Raw genomic sequence first — 3113 nt, 5'->3', positions numbered from 1 at the left:
TGCTCTTTAACAATCCGGAACAAGCTGAAAATTGAAACGACATGTCGTTTTCATTCTCCGTAATAAGAATGAAATCAACGATATGTTCGAGTCTCTCAAATGCTCACGACAGCATGCTGTCCTTCGGGACGCTTGTGGGTTGTGAGGTTAAGCGACTAAGCGTACACGGTGGATGCCTAGGCAGTCAGAGGCGATGAAGGGCGTGCTAATCTGCGATAAGCGTCGGTAAGGTGATATGAACCGCAATAACCGACGATACCCGAATGGGGAAACCCAGTGTGATACGTCACACTATCATGTCATGAATACATAGTGGCATGAGGCGAACCGGGGGAACTGAAACATCTAAGTACCCCGAGGAAAAGAAATCAACCGAGATTCCCCCAGTAGCGGCGAGCGAACGGGGAACAGCCCAGAACCTGAATCAGTTTGTGCATTAGTGGAAGCGTCTGGAAAGTCGCAGGGTACAGGGTGATACTCCCGTACACAAAAATGCACTTACTGTGAGTTCGATGAGTAGGGCGGGACACGTGACATCCTGTCTGAATATGGGGGGACCATCCTCCAAGGCTAAATACTCCTGACTGACCGATAGTGAACCAGTACCGTGAGGGAAAGGCGAAAAGAACCCCGGCGAGGGGAGTGAAACAGAACCTGAAACCGTGTACGTACAAGCAGTGGGAGCACCTTCGTGGTGTGACTGCGTACCTTTTGTATAATGGGTCAGCGACTTATATTCTGTAGCAAGGTTAACCGTATAGGGGAGCCGCAGGGAAACCGAGTCTTAACTGGGCGTTAAGTTGCAGGGTATAGACCCGAAACCCGGTGATCTAGCCATGGGCAGGTTGAAGGTTGGGTAACACTAACTGGAGGACCGAACCGACTAATGTTGAAAAATTAGCGGATGACTTGTGGCTGGGGGTGAAAGGCCAATCAAACCGGGAGATAGCTGGTTCTCCCCGAAAGCTATTTAGGTAGCGCCTCGTGAACTCATCTCCGGGGGTAGAGCACTGTTTCGGCTAGGGGGCCATCCCGGCTTACCAACCCGATGCAAACTGCGAATACCGGAGAATGTTATCACGGGAGACACACGGCGGGTGCTAACGTCCGTCGTGAAGAGGGAAACAACCCAGACCGCCAGCTAAGGTCCCAAAGTCATGGTTAAGTGGGAAACGATGTGGGAAGGCACAGACAGCCAGGATGTTGGCTTAGAAGCAGCCATCATTTAAAGAAAGCGTAATAGCTCACTGGTCGAGTCGGCCTGCGCGGAAGATGTAACGGGGCTAAACCATGCACCGAAGCTGCGGCAGCGATACGCAAGTATTGTTGGGTAGGGGAGCGTTCTGTAAGCCGTCGAAGGTGGCCTGTGAGGGCTGCTGGAGGTATCAGAAGTGCGAATGCTGACATAAGTAACGATAAAGCGGGTGAAAAGCCCGCTCGCCGGAAGACCAAGGGTTCCTGTCCAACGTTAATCGGGGCAGGGTGAGTCGACCCCTAAGGCGAGGCCGAAAGGCGTAGTCGATGGGAAACGGGTTAATATTCCCGTACTGGGTGTTACTGCGAAGGGGGGACGGAGAAGGCTATGTTAGCCGGGCGACGGTTGTCCCGGTTTAAGCGTGTAGGCTTGAGTTCCAGGCAAATCCGGAACTCTCTAAGGCTGAGGCGTGACGACGAGGCACTACGGTGCTGAAGTAACAAATGCCCTGCTTCCAGGAAAAGCCTCTAAGCATCAGGTAACATCCAATCGTACCCCAAACCGACACAGGTGGTCAGGTAGAGAATACCAAGGCGCTTGAGAGAACTCGGGTGAAGGAACTAGGCAAAATGGTGCCGTAACTTCGGGAGAAGGCACGCTGTCGCTAGGTGAAGTCACTTGCTGACGGAGCTGAAGGCAGTCGAAGATACCAGCTGGCTGCAACTGTTTATTAAAAACACAGCACTGTGCAAACACGAAAGTGGACGTATACGGTGTGACGCCTGCCCGGTGCCGGAAGGTTAATTGATGGGGTTATCCGCAAGGAGAAGCTCTTGATCGAAGCCCCGGTAAACGGCGGCCGTAACTATAACGGTCCTAAGGTAGCGAAATTCCTTGTCGGGTAAGTTCCGACCTGCACGAATGGCGTAATGATGGCCAGGCTGTCTCCACCCGAGACTCAGTGAAATTGAACTCGCTGTGAAGATGCAGTGTACCCGCGGCAAGACGGAAAGACCCCGTGAACCTTTACTACAGCTTGACACTGAACATTGAGCCTTGATGTGTAGGATAGGTGGGAGGCTTTGAAGCGTGGACGCCAGTCTGCGTGGAGCCAACCTTGAAATACCACCCTTTAACGTTTGATGTTCTAACCTGGCGCCGTAATCCGGCGTGGGGACAGTGTCTGGTGGGTAGTTTGACTGGGGCGGTCTCCTCCTAAAGAGTAACGGAGGAGCACGAAGGTTAGCTAATCACGGTCGGACATCGTGAGGTTAGTGCAATGGCATAAGCTAGCTTGACTGCGAGAGTGACGGCTCGAGCAGGTGCGAAAGCAGGTCATAGTGATCCGGTGGTTCTGAATGGAAGGGCCATCGCTCAACGGATAAAAGGTACTCCGGGGATAACAGGCTGATACCGCCCAAGAGTTCATATCGACGGCGGTGTTTGGCACCTCGATGTCGGCTCATCACATCCTGGGGCTGAAGTAGGTCCCAAGGGTACGGCTGTTCGCCGTTTAAAGTGGTACGCGAGCTGGGTTTAGAACGTCGTGAGACAGTTCGGTCCCTATCTGCCGTGGGCGCTGGAGAATTGAGAGGGGTTGCTCCTAGTACGAGAGGACCGGAGTGAACGCACCGCTGGTGTTCGGGTTGTCACGCCAGTGGCATTGCCCGGTAGCTAAGTGCGGAAAAGATAAGCGCTGAAAGCATCTAAGCGCGAAACTTGCCTCGAGATGAATTCTCCCTGGGTCCTTGAGACCCCTGAAGGGACGTTGAAGACTACGACGTTGATAGGCCGGGTGTGTAAGCGCAGCGATGCGTTGAGCTAACCGGTACTAATGACCCGTGAGGCTTAACCTTACAACGCCAGAAGCGTTCTGGTGTGCGTTATGAGAGACGCAAAAGAGATTTTCAGCCTGTTC

The 3113-nt window shown here is 53.1% G+C and carries 1 rRNA gene; it reads left to right on the top strand.

Annotated elements, in window-relative coordinates:
- Window positions 1-145 precede the first annotated feature (145 nt).
- Window positions 146-3051 (top strand): 23S ribosomal RNA (locus ABEH87_RS21455).
- Window positions 3052-3113: the final 62 nt, after the last annotated feature.

This window comes from Erwinia sp. Eh17-17, assembly GCF_039675725.1.
GTDB lineage: Bacteria > Pseudomonadota > Gammaproteobacteria > Enterobacterales > Enterobacteriaceae > Erwinia.
This window is presented reverse-complemented; position numbering and strand designations above follow the sequence as displayed.